Genomic DNA, 13,296 nt, shown 5'->3' on the forward strand with positions numbered 1-13,296 from the left:
TGCCCCGGCACGCTTCGCCGCTCACGTGTCAGAGGACCTTGTTCAGGAAGTCCTGCGTGCGGGACTGCTGCGGGTCGCCGAAGATCTGCTCCGGAGTTCCCTCCTCCACCACATAGCCGTCGGCCATGAAGATCACCCGATCGGACACCTCGCGGGCGAAGCCCATCTCGTGGGTGACCACGACCATCGTCATGCCGCCCTTCGCGAGGTCGCGCAGCACCTGCAGCACCTCGCCCACCATCTCGGGGTCCAGCGCGCTGGTGGCCTCGTCGAACAGCATGATGTCCGGGTTCATCGCCAGGGCCCGGGCGATCGCGACGCGCTGCTTCTGCCCACCGGACAGGTTCGCCGGCTTCGCGTCCGCCTTCTCGGCCAGCCCGACCTGCTCGAGCAGCCGGACCGCAGTCGCCCGGGCCTCCTCCTTGGAGGCCCGCTTGGTCTGCACCGGCGCGAGCATCACGTTCTCGATCGCCGTCATGTGCGGGAACAGGTTGAAGTGCTGGAAGACCATCCCGATGTGCTGGCGCACGCGGTCGATGTCGATCTTCTTGTCGCTCACGTCGAAACCGTCGACCACGACGTTGCCGCCGGTGATGTCCTCGAGCCGGTTGAGGCAGCGCAGGAACGTGCTCTTGCCCGAACCCGACGGTCCGATCACGCAGACCACTTCGCCGCTGGCGATGTCGACGTCGATGCCCTTGAGGACCTCGTTGTCGCCGAACGACTTCTTCAGACCCTTCACCCGGATCTTCGGGTCGGCGGTCTCGGCCGTGTTCTCTGTCACCGGTGTCTCGGTCACTGGTTGATCCTCTTCTCGAGCCGGTTCGACAGCTTCGTCAACGCCATGATGATGATGAAATACATCACGCCGATGATCAGCCACATGTTGAAGGACTGGAAGTTGCGGGCGATGATGATCCGCCCGGTCTGAGTGAGTTCGGCGAGCCCGATCACGGACAGGATCGACGTGTCCTTCAACGTGATCACGAATTGGTTGATGTACGACGGGATCATCGTCCGCACCGCCTGCGGCATCACGACCTTCTGCATCGACTTCAGGTAGCTGATGCCGAGGCTCCGCGACGCCTCCATCTGCCCCTTGTCGACGGACAGGATGCCGCCGCGCACGATCTCGGCCATGTAGGCGCCGGCGTTGAGGCTCAGCGTGATGATGCCTGCCGTGAACGCCGACATCTGGAAGTCCAGCGCCGCCGGGATGCCGAAGTAGATGAAGAACGCCTGCACCAGTAGCGGGGTGCCGCGGAACACGTCCACGTACGTGGTGCCGATTCCGCGCAGGACGATGTTGGTCGACACCCGGAACAGGCCGAAGATGGCGCCGAGCACGAGTGCGATGGCGATCGAGACCACGGTGAGGACGATCGTGAGCCACAGGCCCTCGAGCAGCAGCGGGTAGGTGCTCTTGATCAGGCCCAGGATCGAGTTGTCGTCGTCGGAGGCGTCGGCGTTGAGGTAGGTGTCGAGGATCTCGTCGTACTGGCCGCTCGCCTTCAGGTTGGCGAGACCGGCGTTGAACTCCTGGAGGAGTTGGGCGTTCTGGCCCTTCGCGACGGCGAATCCGTAGCTGGCGCCGGGAACCTTGTCGGTGACGGTCTTGAACCCGTTGCCCTGCTTGATGCCGTAGGCGAGGACGGGGTAGTCCTCGAACACGGCCGCCGAGTTACCTGTGCGGACCTCGTCGAACATGCTCGACGAGTCGGCGAAGTACTTGGTGGTGAACCCGTACTGGTCCTTGATGGATTCCGCGTACGTGGCGCCCTCGGTGCCGTTCTTGACGGCGACGGATTTGCCGCGCAGGTCCTCGTAGGAGGTGATCGAGTCGTTCGACTCGAGCACGCCCATCTGCACGCCCGACTCGAAGTAGGGGTCGGAGAAGTCGAACGTCGCCTTGCGAGCGTCGGTGATCGACATGCCGGCGATCATGCCGTTGGCCTGGCCGCCGGTGACTGCCTGTAGCGCGGCGTCGAATCCGACGGCGTTGACCCGGTAGGTGAACCCCTGGTCCTCGGCGATGGCGGCGAGGAGGTCCATGTCGATGCCGACGAGTTTGCCGCTCTCGTCCTGGAACTCGAACGGGGCGAACGTGATGTCGGTGGCGATGGTGTAGTCGTTGCCCGGAGCGGGCTGCTGCGCGCCGGCGATACCGGGCGCGACGAGTGTGACGAGCAGCGTCAGCGCGGCGATCACCGCGGGCACTCTCGGACGTCTGACGAGTCTCAGAAGTCGATCGGATCTGCTGCGCACGGAACCCCAGCTTTCTTGTCAGTAACGCCCGGTCGCTTCCGGGCTTCTTGGTGCATGTCGCAAGATACTGCGTTTCGTGGGTGGTCCGGACCAGAAGCGTCTGATTGTCGGCAAATCGAAAACCGTCCCCGATCTCAACCTTTTCGTGATCTGGGACGCAGGTCGTAGCGGCAAAGTTGCCAGACCATCGCCGATTCGTTACCGTACCGTGATCAAACGTCCGCCAGCCTTGGGAACTCACGTGTCGCCTGTAGCCAGAATCAACAACGCCAAATCGCCCCTTCTCTACGTAGTCGTCGCGGCCCTGCTCGCGACGCTCGTCGTGGGCGGTGCGCTGGCGGTGGCACGGCACAAGACCGTCACGCTCGACGTCGACGGCGAGACCGTCTCGCTCGGCACGATGGCATCCGATGTGAGCGGCGCGCTCGACGACGCCGGATACACCGTCAGCGAGCGCGACGCCGTGGCTCCCGCCGCCGATGCCTCGATTTCCGACGGCGACACGGTGGTGTTGCGGCGCGCCCGCGAGATCGACCTCACCGTCGACGGCCAGCCCAAGACCGTCTGGACCACCGCGCTCACCGTCGACGACGCGCTGAAGCAGTTCGAACTCGCCGACGACGTCCACGTCTCCGCATCCCGCTCCGAGCGCCTGCCGCTCGAGGGCACCTCGCTCGAGGTCGTCAACGCCAAGCTCGTCAAGGTCGCCGACGGCGGCGCCCCGCTCACCGACGTCCGCCTGGCCGCTCCCACCGTCGGCGAACTCCTCGCCGCCAACGGCGCCCCGCTCGAACAGGCCGACACCGTCGTGCCCCCGGCCGACGCCCCCGTCGTCGAAGGCGCCGAGATCCACGTGACCCGCGACCGCACCGAGACCCGCACCGAGACGCTGCCCATCGCGCCGCCCGAGAACCGCGTCGACGATCCCGCGCTCGACAAGGGCAAGACCGTCGTCGAGAACCCCGGTGTTCCCGGCGAGCGCACCGTCACCGCATCCGTGAAGACGGTCAACGGCGTCGAGGCCGGCCGCCAGGAGCTCAGCTCGACGGTGCTCCGCGAGCCCGCGCCTGCGCTCGTCAAGGTCGGTGTGAAGGAGCTCGCCATCTCCAACGCCTCCACCTGGGATTCGATTGCGCACTGCGAGGCCACCGGCAACTGGGCCATCAACACCGGAAACGGATTCTTCGGCGGACTGCAGTTCACCCAGAGCACCTGGGAGGCGTTCGGCGGCACCCAGTACGCATCCCGCGCCGACCTCGCCTCCCGCGAACAGCAGATCTCCGTCGCCGAAAAGGTCCAGGCGGCGCAGGGCTGGGGTGCCTGGCCCGCCTGTACCAGCAAGCTCGGACTCCGCTGACGATCTGAAGTAAAGGAACACGATGTCGCCGTTCGCGAAGATCAACTCGGCCCGCTCGCCGCTGCTGTACACAGTGGTGGCCCTGCTTCTCGCCACGCTGATCGCCGGCGGAGTGATGGCCGTGGTCCGGCACAAGAACGTCACCCTCGACGTGGACGGCGAGACGACCTCGCTGAGCACCATGACCACGAGCGTCGACGCCGCCCTGGCCGACGCCGGGTACTCGATCAGCGACCGCGACGTGGTGGCTCCGGAACGCGACGCGACGCTGTCCGACGGGGACACCGTGGTCCTGCGCCGCGCGCGCGAGGTGTCGCTGTCCGTGGACGGGCAGCCGAAGACGGTGTGGACCACCGCCCTCACCGTCGAGGACGCGCTGAAGCAGTTCGATCTCGGCGAGGACGTGCACGTGTCCGCGTCCCGTTCGCAGCGGCTTCCGCTCGACGGTGCGGCGCTCGACGTGCTCAACCCGCTCGTCGTCAAGCTCGCCGACGGTGCGCTTCCGGTCACCGACGTGCGCATGGCGGCGCCGACGGTCGGGGAGTTCCTGGCCGCGCACGGCGCGCCGCTCGAGCAGGCCGACACCGTCGTCCCGGCGGCGGACACCCCGCTGGCCGAGGGCATGGACGTCACGGTCACCCGCGACCGCACCGAGGCGAAGGTCGAGACGCTGCCGCTGCCTCCCGAGGAGCAGCGCATCGAGGACCCGACGATGAACATGAGCCGCACTGTGGTCGAGAATCCCGGAGTGCCGGGCGTCCAGGACGTGACGTTCGCGGTCAATACCGTCAACGGCAAGGAAGTCGGACGCAACCAGGTGTCGGCGACGGTCACGACGCCGGCTCAGCCGAAGGTGATCCGGGTCGGCGCGAAGCCGGGCACCGAGGTTCCGCCGGTCGAGAACGGATCGGTCTGGGACGCGCTCGCGCAGTGCGAGGCCACCGGCAACTGGGCCATCAACACGGGCAACGGATTCTTCGGCGGCGTCCAGTTCGACCAGAACACCTGGGAACGCCAGGGCGGCCTCAAATACGCGCCGCGCGCCGACCTCGCCACCCGCGAGGAGCAGATCGCCGTCGCCTCCAAAACACAGAAGACGCAGGGCTGGGGAGCGTGGCCGACGTGCTCGGGCAGGCTCGGCGTGCGTTAAAGTTCGGCTGGTGTCCGACGCCGAAGTACCCCCCGCCGCCCGAGGTCAAGCCGCACTGCTCGGCCCCGCAGAGGTGCGCGCGCTCGCCGAGGAGTTCGGAGTGCGCCCCACCAAGCAGCTGGGGCAGAACTTCGTGCACGACGCCAACACGGTCCGGCGCATCGTCGCGACCGCCGGGGTGGGACGTGAGGATACGGTCCTCGAGGTCGGCCCCGGGCTCGGTTCGCTGACGCTGGCGCTGCTCGACGTCGTCGACAGGGTGATCGCCGTCGAGATCGACCCCAACCTCGCCGCCCGCCTCCCGGTCACGGTCGCGGATCGTGCCCCGGACCTCGCGGACCGGCTGACCGTCGTCGGCGCGGACGCGATGAGGGTCAAGCCTTCCGAGATTCCGGGCGAACCGACTGCGCTCGTCGCGAATCTGCCGTACAACGTGGCGGTGCCCGTGCTGCTGCACCTGTTCTCCGAATTGCCCAGTCTGCGAACCGCTCTGGTGATGGTGCAGGCCGAGGTCGCCGACCGCCTGGCGGCCTCGCCGGGCAGCAAGATCTACGGTGTGCCGAGCGTGAAGGCCAACTTCTTCGGCGCCGTCCGCCGCGCGGGGGCTGTCGGTCGCGCCGTGTTCTGGCCCGTGCCGAAGGTCGAGTCGGGTCTCGTCCGCATCGACCGGTACGCCGAACCGCCGTGGCCGGTCGACGACGAGAACCGCCGCCGCGTGTTCGCCGTCATCGATGCGGCTTTCGCTCAGCGCCGCAAGACTTTACGCGCCGCTCTCGGTGGATGGGCGGGATCGCCCGCCGAGGCCGAGCGACGGCTGCTCGAGGCGGGCATCCCACCGTCCTCCCGCGGCGAGACCCTCGACGCCGCCGCCTTCGTGCGTCTCGCCGCCACCCACCCGTGAGTGCTTGTTAACCGCGGGCGGTTAACAAGTACTCACGGGCGCGAAGCGCACCTGGGGGAGACAACCGACCGAATGTGTGGTTCACTATTGGAGGTCGTAAGTTTTGTGTTTGTGTTTCCCACGCTCGCAAATCGATGGTTGCGAGCGTTTGGACGTCCTCCACAGGAATTGTCGTAAGCGGTCGTGTCAATGACCCTGGTAACCGAGCCGGTTACCTGAAGAAGTTACTGTGTTAGAGGAGATTTACATGGCAGAGGGCATCGTGAAGTGGTTCAACTCCGAGAAGGGGTTCGGCTTCATCGCCCCCGAGGACGGCAGCGCTGACGTGTTCGTCCACTACTCGGAGATCCAGAGCGGCGGCTTCCGCACGCTCGAGGAGAACCAGCGCGTTTCGTTCGAGATCGGCCAGGGCAACAAGGGCCCGCAGGCCACCGGCGTTTCCGTGATCTGAGAACGGCCATGACTTCCCGGTTCGCCGGGACATGACGTTCGAGCAAGGCCCCACTCCTCAGGGAGTGGGGCCTTGTCTCGTCTTCAGACGCTGTCGGCCGCTACGCCGATCTGAGGTGCGCGGCCTGGTACCCGAGATTCATCGCGCAGACCAGCCAGAGTGCGAGCGCGGAATTTTCCGACGACCCGAACAACCCGACCACAGCGGCGGCTCCGAGGGCCGCGGCGACGAACAGGGTGGCCGTGCCGAGTGCCCGCCGGGGTCGCGACGAGAAGACGACCATGCCCGTCACGAAGAGAGCCCACAGCGTGGTGGCCGCGATGGCCGCGGCGACGAACCAGGCCGTCGAATACCTGCTCGGCCACGTCCACGGCTGGGTTCCGTTGTCGAGAGTGCACACGAACGCCAACGAGAACGCCATGATCACCACCGTCGCGCCCCCGAGCGCCAGATGGCCCCCGACGAGCACTTTCCCGACTGTTCCCGCCCCCGCAGGCGCCCGCGCGCGCCCCTCCTCGACAATCGTGTGCTGCATCCCCGACTACCCCGGCCTTTCGTTGTCGTCACCTGGTTGGACGCCGCGCTGGACCGTTCGGTTCCACGGGAGTTTCGGTCCGCGGTGACGGCTGAACGGCGTCTCGGTCAGGCGTTACCGTAGCGGTCGGCGAAGAGGCGGTGACGCTCACCCACCCGTCGGCACTCTTCGCGCAGCTCAGGGGGGTCGAGGACGGTGAAGTCGACGCCGAATGCGCTGAGCCAGTTGGCTATCGACGGCACGGAGTCGCCGCCGAGCGCCACCGCACACCGGCCGTCGGGCATTTCTTCGAGTGTTCCCCAGTCTTCGTGCACCAGGACCGCCATCTCGTCGATCGACGCGTGCAGCAGCACTCGGGCGCGGATCCGGGTCACGGCCCGGTTGATCCCGCGTGCGACGAACTCGGCGGCGCCGCCGGGCGGCAGTTCGCGGGGCGTGAACCGCGGTCCGGTCGGGATCTTGGGTGTCAGGCGGTCCACCCGGAACGACCGCCAGTCCTCGCGCGTGAGGTCCCAGGCGACGAGGTACCAGCGCAGTCCGGACCGCACGAGCCGGTACGGTTCCACTTCGCGTCGGCTTTCGGCGCCGTCGTGGGTGCGGTAGTCGAAGCGGAGGCGTTCGTGGTTGTGGCACACCGACGCCACGGCCGACAGGACCTGCGCGTCGACGGCGCTCTTCGCGGGTTCGCGGTGGACAACATCGACCTGTAGCGCCTCGAGGCGGTGCCGCAGCCGGGACGGCATCACCTGCCGGAGTTTGGTGAGTGCCCGCATCGACGCCTCGCCGATGCCGACCACGGAGCCGGTGGCGCCGGATTGGAGGCCGAGCGCGACGGCCAGTACTTCTTCGTCGTCGAGCAGCAGTGGCGGCATCTCCGCGCCGGCGCCGAGTTGGTACCCACCGCCGACCCCCACCGTCGCGTCGACCGGATAGCCGAGGTCGCGGAGTTTCTCCACATCGCGCCGGACCGTGCGCGGGGTGATGCCGAGCCGGTCGGCGAGTTCTGCCCCGGACCAGTCCTTTCGGGTCTGGAGCAGGGAGAGCAGCCGGAGGAGTCGTGCCGAAGTTTCCCGCATGCGCCCCAGGATGCCATTGATAGAGGACATCTTCTGTCCTCTATCTACGCGAGATAACGGTAAGTAACGATTTTCCCACCAGCCCCACGAGTGTCACTACACTGGCGCCGACGCTCCACGGACCATCGCATGAGTAATCGTGAAATCCGACGGAAAGGTCTCAGTGTGACGCACTTCCGTGCTCGACCCATCACTTCGGCGGTCAGGGCGCTGCTCGCCGCAGTCATGACCAGCGCCTTCTGCCTGGCGCTGGCGGTCTCGACCACCGCGACGGCGTCCGCCTCGGCGGCCGACCTCTTCAACAGCGCGCAGGGCAGATTCGCCGCGGGGGACACCCGTGGTGCCCTCGCGGACATCGGCGGCGCGGTCGCCGGAGAGCCCGGCGACACGAATGCGCTGGCGTTGCAGGCCATCTACGCCGACGCCGCGGGCGATCTGATCACCCGTGAGGCCGCGCTCGCCCGGCTCGGCGCGGCGGACGGCGGTATGCGCGCCGGCGTCGACGGAATGCTGAACGCGATCAGAATCGCCTCGTTCACACCGCCGAACCCGCTCCCGGCGATCCAGGGGCCGTCCACCGCGATCATCGTCCTCGGATTCGGTCTGCTCCCCGACGGCACGATGCGGCCGGAATTGGTCAACCGGCTGCAGGCCGCGATGGTCCAGTCGTGGGTCTCGCCGATGTCGCCGATCATCGTCACCGGTGGCAACCCGCAGAACGGCATCACCGAGGCCGCCGCGATGGAGGGGTGGTTGCGGTCGCACGGTGTTCCGGCAGACCGCATCCACCCCGAGCATCGCGCCGGATCGACGGTGGGCAACGCGCTCAACTCGGTTCCGCTCGCCCGCTCGCTCGGTGCCGGCGGCGCGATCCTCGTGACGTCGGCCAACCACATCCGCAGGGCAACGGTCGATTTCAACGTCGCCGGACTGCCGGTGGTCGGGGCGATGAGCGCGGTCACCAGCGCGGGCCAGCTGATCGCCGAATTCATGCCCCTGACCAAGGACCAGCAACTCGGCATGTATCGCGACGCGATCAGGGTGTTCGGCATCCCCGCCAGCTATTGACGTGACTCGTACCCGCCACGGCTTGCTGTGACGGGTACGTGTCACGAGTGTTTCGGCGGTGGGAACGCCGGCCGGTCCGGGCGGTGGAAGTGCGCAGTTCGTGGCAGTATTGCGACGCACCGACCGCAGGAGGACACATGCGCTTGTCGCCCCACGAGCAGGAGCGTCTGCTCCTGAGCTACGCCGCGGAACTCGCGCGCAGGCGCCGGCAACGCGGCCTCGTGTTGAACCACCCTGAGGCCGTGGCCCTCATCACGGATCACCTCCTCGAGGGGGCCCGCGACGGCCGGTCGGTGGCGGAGCTGATGGTCTCCGGCCGGGAGGTGCTCACCCGCGCCGACGTGATGGAGGGCGTGCCCGAGATGCTGCACGACGTGCAGGTGGAGGCCACGTTTCCGGACGGCACGAAGCTCGTCACCGTGCACGATCCGATCGCGTAGGGGTGGCCGTGATTCCCGGTGAAGTCTTCTGCGCCGAGGGTGTGATCGAGCTCAACGAGGGTGCTCCCCGCACGGAACTCGACGTGGTCAACACCGGTGACCGGCCGGTTCAGGTCGGGAGCCACGTTCATTTCCCGCAGGCCAACCACGCCCTGCAGTTCGACCGGTCCGCCGCCCACGGGCTGCGGCTGGACATTCCGGCGGGTACCGCGGTGCGTTTCGAACCCGGTATCGCGCAGACGGTTGTCCTCGTGCCGCTGCGCGGAACCCGGGAAGTGCACGGGTTGAGCCTCACTCCTCCGGGGAAGCTGGACGCGTCATGACCGATCTCAGCCGCGCCCGGTACGCCGAGTTGTTCGGCCCGACCACGGGCGACCGGATCCGGCTCGCCGACACCGACCTCCTGATCGAGATCACCGAGGACCGCGGCGGCGGGCCCGGACTGGCCGGTGACGAGGCGGTGTTCGGTGGCGGAAAAGTGTTGCGCGAGTCCATGGGCCAGGGCCGGGCGACCCGCGCCGAGGGTGCGCCCGACACGGTGATCACCGGGGTCGTGGTGGTCGATCACTGGGGAATCATCAAGGCGGACGTCGGTATTCGGGGTGGACGCATCGTCGCGCTCGGCAAGGCGGGCAACCCCGACACGATGTCGGGCGTCCACCCCGATCTCGTGGTGGGGCCGTCCACCGAGATCATCGCCGGCAACGGCAAGATCCTCACCGCAGGCGGTATCGACTGCCACGTGCACTTCATCTGCCCGCAGATCATGGACGAGGCGCTGGGCGGCGGCATCACGACGATGATCGGCGGCGGCACCGGCCCCGCCGAGGGCAGCAAGGCCACCACCGTCACCCCCGGTTCCTGGCACACCGCCCGGATGCTGGAGGCGCTCGACGGCTGGCCGATGAACATCGCCCTGCTCGGCAAGGGCAACACGGTCAGCTCCGAGTCGATGTGGGAGCAGTTGCGCGGCGGCGTCTCCGGGTTCAAGCTGCACGAGGACTGGGGTTCGACTCCGGCGGCCATCGACGCGTGCCTCACCGTCGCGGACGCTGCGGGAGTGCAGGTGGCCCTCCACTCGGACACGTTGAACGAGGCCGGCTTCGTCGAGGACACTCTCGCGGCCATCGCCGGCCGGGCGATCCACGCCTATCACACGGAGGGGGCGGGCGGCGGCCACGCGCCGGACATCATCACGGTGGCCGCGCACGCGAACGTCCTGCCGAGTTCGACCAACCCGACCCGGCCGCACACGGTCAACACGCTCGACGAGCACCTCGACATGCTCATGGTGTGCCATCACCTGAGCCCGAAGATCCCGGAGGACCTGGCGTTCGCGGAAAGCCGCATCCGGCCGTCCACCATCGCGGCGGAGGATCTGCTCCACGACCTCGGCGCCATCTCCATGATCGGCAGCGACTCGCAGGCGATGGGACGCATCGGCGAGGTCGTGTTGCGCACGTGGCAGACGGCGCACGTGATGAAGCGCCGACGGGGTTTCCTGGCAGGCGACAACGGCGCCGACAACCAGCGCGTCCAACGCTACGTGGCGAAGTACACGATCTGCCCCGCCGTCGCGCACGGGCTGGAGGACGAGATCGGATCGGTCGAGGTCGGCAAGCTCGCCGACCTGGTGCTGTGGGATCCGGCGTTCTTCGGTGTCCGGCCGCACGCGGTGATCAAGGGCGGGATGATCGCGTGGGCCGCCATGGGAGATGCCAACGCGTCCATACCGACTCCGCAACCGGTGCTTCCGCGCCCGATGTTCGGGGCGGCGCCCAAGGCGGCGGCCGCCACGTCCGTGCACTTCGTCGCACCGCACGCGCTCGAGGACGGACTGGCGGATCGGCTGGACCTGAGCCGTCGGCTGGTGCCGGTCGCGAACGTGCGGTCGCGGGGCAAGGCCGACATGCCCCGCAACGACGCGCAGCCGCGGATCGAGGTGGACCCGGACACGTTCACGGTCCGCATCGACGGCGACGTGTGGGAAGAGCAGCCGGCGGCGGAACTGCCGATGGCCCAGCGATACTTCCTGTTCTGATGCGCCTCGCTCACCTGATGTCCCTCGCCGACTCGAGGCTGCCCACGGGCGGTCACGTGCATTCGGGCGGCATCGAGGAGGCCGTCGCCGGCGGTGTCGTCCGCGACGTCGCCACGATGGAGGCGTTCCTGCGGCGACGGATCCGGACCGCCGGGCTCGTCGGGGGATCGGTCACCGCGGCGGTGTGCGCCGGCCGTCTCACCGCCGAACGCGCCGACGCCGAGATGGATGCGCGAACCCCGTCCCCGGCGGCGCGGTCGTCGTCGCGGGCGCAGGGGAGAGGTCTGCTGCGGCTGGCCCGCACCACCTGGACCGGGCACGACTGGTCGCCGGTCGGGATGCGTCCGCACCTGCCTGTGATTTCCGGGGTGGTCGGATCCGTCACGGCGGTCGGGCCCCGCGAGGCCGCGCTGGTCTTCGTGTACACCACCATGACCGGGTCCGCGATCGCCGCGCAGCGTCTGCTCGCTCTCGACCCCGCGCAGGTCGCCGCGTGCACGTTCGCGCTGGCCGACCTGTGCGACGACATCGCCGACCAGTGCGTGACCGGGCTGTCGAGCGTGTCCGACCCGTTCCTCGACGTCGTCGCCGAACGGCACGTTCTGCGGGATCGCCCCCTGTTCGTGTCGTGACACCCCGCCGTACCCAGTAAGGAGAAATCAACCATGCCACCACATTTCATCGACGGTGAACCGCACGACCACCACCACGACCGTCCTCGGCGGGTCCGGGTGGCGGGGGAACCGGTCCGCATCGGGATCGGGGGTCCGGTCGGGTCGGGCAAGACGGCGCTCGTCGCCGCGCTCTGCAGGCAACTGCGCGAAGAGTTGTCGCTGGCCGTGCTCACCAACGACATCTACACCACCGAGGACGCGGACTTCCTGCGCCGCCACGCCGTGCTGCCGGACGAACGCATCGCGGCCGTGCAGACCGGCGGCTGCCCGCACACGGCGATCCGCGACGACATCACCGCCAACCTGGACGCCATCGACGACCTGATCGCGGCCAACCCGCCGCTCGACCTGATCCTGGTCGAGTCGGGCGGCGACAATCTCACCGCGACGTTCTCCTCCGGACTGATCGACGTGCAGATCTTCGTCGTCGACGTCGCCGGCGGTGACAAGGTTCCCCGCAAGGGTGGCCCCGGTGTGACGTTCTCGGATCTGCTCGTGATCAACAAGACCGACCTCGCCCCGATGGTCGGCGCCGACCTCGCGGTGATGCGCCGCGACGCCGAGCAGGTCCGCGAGGGGAGGCCCACCGCGCTGATCTCGTTGACGGAGGACCCGTCGTCCGGACCGGCGCTGGCATGGGTGCGTGAGCAGGTGCGCATCCTCGCCGACGTGCACTAGTAGTGCGCACCGAACTGACGATCCTCGCGTCCCCCGACCGCAGTCCGCGGATCTCCGCGGTCGGGGGATTGGCGGCGCGGATCACCGGCCGCGACACGGTCCACGTGATCGGCACCGCCGCGACCCCGCTCGGCGGCGACCACTGGGACGTCACCGTCCGGGTGCTGCCGGGTGCCCGGCTGACGCTGCGCAGCGTCGCGGCGTCCCTTGCCCTGCCCGGCCGGGGTCGTGTGCTGTCCACGGCGCAGTGGTCGGTGGAGGTCGAGGACGACGCCGTGCTCGACTGCGCGCTCGAACCCACGGTGATCGCGGGCGGCGCGGAGCATCGCGTGGAGACGACCGTCTCACTCGCGGAGTCTTCCACCCTGTTGTTGCGTGAGCGGGTGCAGATCGGGCGGGCCGGGGAGACGACGGGACGCTGGGTCGGGGTCACGAACGCCGATCTCGGCGCCCTTCCGCTGCTCCGGCACCAGCTGGAACTCGGCGTCGGCACCGTCTCGCACGACGTCCTGGACGGCCCGGCGGCCGTCACGAGTGAACTGCGGTACCCGGACGATCGGCCCGCGGACGTCACGGGCGACATCCGGTCGGCGCGGAGCCGTCTGCCCCTGGCGCGCGGCGGCAGTCTCACCACCCGGCTCGGCCCGCACTTGTGACGCA

15 protein-coding genes are annotated in these 13,296 nt (G+C 68.4%); 11 read left to right on the forward strand and 4 right to left on the reverse strand.

Annotated features, from left to right (window positions below):
• Positions 1-28: 28 nt before the first annotated feature.
• Positions 29-799: an amino acid ABC transporter ATP-binding protein gene (locus ROP_RS28420; RefSeq protein WP_015889470.1), complete on the reverse strand. Its 771-nt coding sequence runs from the start codon at positions 797-799 to the stop codon at positions 29-31.
• On the reverse strand, positions 796-2,265 hold the full coding sequence (locus ROP_RS28425; protein WP_015889471.1) for an amino acid ABC transporter substrate-binding protein/permease: 1,470 nt from the start codon (positions 2,263-2,265) through the stop codon (positions 796-798). The genes ROP_RS28420 and ROP_RS28425 overlap by 4 nt, the downstream gene beginning before the upstream one ends.
• Positions 2,266-2,506: 241 nt before the next feature.
• Between ROP_RS28425 and ROP_RS28430 the strand changes: the two genes are divergently transcribed.
• From ROP_RS28430 to ROP_RS28445, 4 genes are all read left to right on the forward strand, one after another.
• Positions 2,507-3,622 carry a resuscitation-promoting factor gene (locus ROP_RS28430; protein ID WP_015889472.1) on the forward strand — a complete coding sequence of 372 codons (1,116 nt, stop codon included), beginning with the start codon at positions 2,507-2,509 and terminating at the stop codon, positions 3,620-3,622.
• Between the two features lie 22 nt (positions 3,623-3,644).
• Complete coding sequence (locus tag ROP_RS28435; RefSeq protein WP_015889473.1) at positions 3,645-4,772, forward strand: resuscitation-promoting factor; 1,128 nt, start codon at positions 3,645-3,647, stop codon at positions 4,770-4,772.
• Between the two features lie 10 nt (positions 4,773-4,782).
• Positions 4,783-5,673, forward strand: a complete 891-nt coding sequence (gene rsmA, locus ROP_RS28440) for a 16S rRNA (adenine(1518)-N(6)/adenine(1519)-N(6))-dimethyltransferase RsmA (RefSeq protein WP_015889474.1) — start codon at positions 4,783-4,785, stop codon at positions 5,671-5,673.
• 247 nt (positions 5,674-5,920) lie between these two features.
• Entirely contained in the window at positions 5,921-6,124 is a 204-nt protein-coding gene (locus tag ROP_RS28445) for a cold-shock protein (RefSeq protein WP_015889475.1), read from the forward strand.
• A gap of 100 nt (positions 6,125-6,224) precedes the next feature.
• On the opposite strand, the gene ROP_RS28450 is transcribed toward ROP_RS28445, so the two are convergent.
• Both ROP_RS28450 and ROP_RS28455 read right to left on the reverse strand, forming a co-directional pair.
• Positions 6,225-6,659 (reverse strand): hypothetical protein, encoded by a 435-nt coding sequence (locus ROP_RS28450; protein WP_015889476.1) that lies wholly within the window; start codon positions 6,657-6,659, stop codon positions 6,225-6,227.
• 107 nt (positions 6,660-6,766) lie between these two features.
• The gene (locus tag ROP_RS28455) at positions 6,767-7,735 is read right to left on the reverse strand and encodes a helix-turn-helix transcriptional regulator (RefSeq protein ID WP_015889477.1); all 969 of its coding nucleotides are present in this window, start codon (positions 7,733-7,735) and stop codon (positions 6,767-6,769) included.
• A 225-nt stretch (positions 7,736-7,960) separates the two neighbouring features.
• Here ROP_RS28455 and ROP_RS28460 point away from each other — a divergent pair, with 225 nt between their 5' ends.
• From ROP_RS28460 to ROP_RS28490, 7 genes are all read left to right on the forward strand, one after another.
• Positions 7,961-8,803 carry a YdcF family protein gene (locus tag ROP_RS28460; RefSeq protein ID WP_015889478.1) on the forward strand — a complete coding sequence of 281 codons (843 nt, stop codon included), beginning with the start codon at positions 7,961-7,963 and terminating at the stop codon, positions 8,801-8,803.
• Positions 8,804-8,940: 137 nt separating this feature from the next.
• A complete protein-coding gene (locus ROP_RS28465) occupies positions 8,941-9,243 on the forward strand; it encodes an urease subunit gamma (protein WP_015889479.1) in 303 nt (100 codons plus the stop codon).
• An 8-nt stretch (positions 9,244-9,251) separates the two neighbouring features.
• Positions 9,252-9,566, forward strand: coding sequence for an urease subunit beta (locus ROP_RS28470; RefSeq protein WP_015889480.1), 315 nt, complete (start codon positions 9,252-9,254; stop codon positions 9,564-9,566).
• Complete coding sequence (locus ROP_RS28475; protein ID WP_015889481.1) at positions 9,563-11,284, forward strand: urease subunit alpha; 1,722 nt, start codon at positions 9,563-9,565, stop codon at positions 11,282-11,284. The genes ROP_RS28470 and ROP_RS28475 overlap by 4 nt, the downstream gene beginning before the upstream one ends.
• The gene (locus tag ROP_RS28480) at positions 11,284-11,916 is read left to right on the forward strand and encodes an urease accessory protein UreF (protein ID WP_015889482.1); all 633 of its coding nucleotides are present in this window, start codon (positions 11,284-11,286) and stop codon (positions 11,914-11,916) included. The genes ROP_RS28475 and ROP_RS28480 overlap by 1 nt, the downstream gene beginning before the upstream one ends.
• A gap of 33 nt (positions 11,917-11,949) precedes the next feature.
• Entirely contained in the window at positions 11,950-12,636 is a 687-nt protein-coding gene (ureG, locus tag ROP_RS28485; protein ID WP_015889483.1) for an urease accessory protein UreG, read from the forward strand.
• A gap of 2 nt (positions 12,637-12,638) precedes the next feature.
• Positions 12,639-13,292, forward strand: a complete 654-nt coding sequence (locus tag ROP_RS28490) for an urease accessory protein UreD (RefSeq protein ID WP_015889484.1) — start codon at positions 12,639-12,641, stop codon at positions 13,290-13,292.
• Positions 13,293-13,296: the final 4 nt, after the last annotated feature.

The organism is Rhodococcus opacus B4 (assembly GCF_000010805.1).
GTDB lineage: Bacteria > Actinomycetota > Actinomycetes > Mycobacteriales > Mycobacteriaceae > Rhodococcus_F > Rhodococcus_F opacus_C.

Excerpts from the sequence above, each read along its gene's own strand:
- ureG (WP_015889483.1), top strand. The coding sequence starts at position 11,950 with ATGCCACCACATTTCATCGACGGTGAACCGCACGACCACCACCACGAC.
- ROP_RS28450 (WP_015889476.1), bottom strand. The coding sequence starts at position 6,659 with ATGCAGCACACGATTGTCGAGGAGGGGCGCGCGCGGGCGCCTGCGGGG.
- ROP_RS28480 (WP_015889482.1), top strand. The coding sequence starts at position 11,284 with ATGCGCCTCGCTCACCTGATGTCCCTCGCCGACTCGAGGCTGCCCACG.
- ROP_RS28460 (WP_015889478.1), top strand. The coding sequence starts at position 7,961 with ATGACCAGCGCCTTCTGCCTGGCGCTGGCGGTCTCGACCACCGCGACG.
- ROP_RS28435 (WP_015889473.1), top strand. The coding sequence starts at position 3,645 with ATGTCGCCGTTCGCGAAGATCAACTCGGCCCGCTCGCCGCTGCTGTAC.
- ROP_RS28465 (WP_015889479.1), top strand. The coding sequence starts at position 8,941 with ATGCGCTTGTCGCCCCACGAGCAGGAGCGTCTGCTCCTGAGCTACGCC.
- ROP_RS28475 (WP_015889481.1), top strand. The coding sequence starts at position 9,563 with ATGACCGATCTCAGCCGCGCCCGGTACGCCGAGTTGTTCGGCCCGACC.
- ROP_RS28445 (WP_015889475.1), top strand. The coding sequence starts at position 5,921 with ATGGCAGAGGGCATCGTGAAGTGGTTCAACTCCGAGAAGGGGTTCGGC.
- ROP_RS28455 (WP_015889477.1), bottom strand. The coding sequence starts at position 7,735 with ATGCGGGAAACTTCGGCACGACTCCTCCGGCTGCTCTCCCTGCTCCAG.